Origin of the sequence: Pseudoxanthomonas sangjuensis (assembly GCF_010211755.1) — a bacterium.
In the GTDB taxonomy this organism is placed as follows: Bacteria; Pseudomonadota; Gammaproteobacteria; order Xanthomonadales; family Xanthomonadaceae; genus Pseudoxanthomonas_A; species Pseudoxanthomonas_A sangjuensis.
Genome location: NZ_PDWR01000053.1, coordinates 1 through 1,289 on the forward strand (window position 1 = coordinate 1; position 1,289 = coordinate 1,289).

Annotated in this window: 2 protein-coding genes; one reads left to right on the forward strand and one right to left on the reverse strand. The window is 56.7% G+C overall.

Going from position 1 to position 1,289, the window contains the following annotated elements; translation table 11 throughout:
- Positions 1-216, forward strand: a 216-nt coding sequence (locus tag CSC71_RS15220) for an IS3 family transposase (protein WP_162373230.1), incomplete at its 5' end; no start/stop codon positions are given.
- Between the two features lie 149 nt (positions 217-365).
- Here CSC71_RS15220 and CSC71_RS15225 read toward each other — a convergent pair.
- Positions 366-644, reverse strand: coding sequence for a hypothetical protein (locus CSC71_RS15225; RefSeq protein WP_162375224.1), 279 nt, complete (start codon positions 642-644; stop codon positions 366-368).
- Positions 645-1,289 lie beyond the last annotated feature (645 nt).

Consider the following 1,289-nt stretch of genomic DNA (forward strand, 5'->3'; position numbering starts at 1 on the left):
GTGGGCCACTGCGGTGACAACGCCGCGTGCGAAGGCTTCTTCGGCCTGCTCAAGCGCGAGCGGGTCTACCGCATGACCTACCCAACGCTCGATGCCGCGAGGGCTGATGTGTTCGAATACATCGAGCGGTTCCACAACCCGAGGATGCGACGAAGGGTCGCCAGGCAAGACCAGAAGTTCTCAGCCCTTTTACAACCGTCCGTGATTTCGGGGTAGAACCCGACTAAAAGGGCGGGGACTAAGAAGATCTTCATAAGCGGCCTAACGCTCAAGTTAAGCCGAATTGCAGCGCGTAGCTAACAACATGGCAAGCTTTATCCGCCATGTTGTTGGCGTAGCGATGCAATTTCGGCTTCAACCCAATGTTAGGCCGCCGAGCCGGGTACAACGAAGCCCGCGACCACCATAGCGACTGCCTGCTGCACGTTGCTGGCATAAAACCGATCTCCTGAGCCGGAATTCTCAACCAAGAATGGCGCGTTGCCGGTAGACGACTCCAGCTGGATCTCTAAATTGCTCTGTGAGTGCCGGAAGAACCAGACGCCATCGTCATCAGCCCCAGGATGCAACACATTGAGGCGCTCAGCGCTGATCTCTGGATAGGAAGCCTGCAGTTCTTGGATGATTGCATCAATGTCGCGCATGCTCACCTCTGCGGCCTAACGCCTGAGTTAAGCCGACTTGCGTAGCGGAGCCAAACACATGGCAAGCTTTATCTGCCATGTGTTTGGTGTAGCGAAGCAAGTTCGGCTTGAACGAATTGTTAGGGCCCAACCCTGGACTTGATGTAGCTGCCAAGAATTGCGCCCAAAGATGCGACTAACGCAAACAGGGCTACCAGAAAAGGAATGCCGGCAGCCGGGTACTCTGGGGCCAGAAAAGCTACCGCAAGAAGCAGAAGAAGCATGCCGGACGTGCCTGCCAGAGCCCCATGAACTACGCGGCGCGCAGGCGCAAAGTACGCACCAACACCACCTGCCAACGCAGGTACAAGAAGCGCTCCAATCTGAACGAGGAGCCACACTGTCTCACCAATGCTGGTGCCATGCGAACCATGAACGAGAGTTGTGGGAATGCTCAGAACTATATAGCCCGCCACGAACGTAGCGAGCCCGTAGCCAATTGCTCTTATGTCAAGTGCCAGCGGAAGTCTCATTGGGCCCTAACGCCTTATGTCTTGGCTTTCCCCTACTGTAAACGCCGAGAGCCCGGTGTGCGCGCCCGATAACGCCTCGGTGTAGCGGCACCGTAATTCAGCAGGGGCCGCACACCGGATCTCACGTCCCGAC

Coding starts and splice junctions, on each gene's coding strand:
- CSC71_RS15225 (WP_162375224.1), bottom strand. CDS start 644: ATGCGCGACATTGATGCAATCATCCAAGAACTGCAGGCTTCCTATCCA.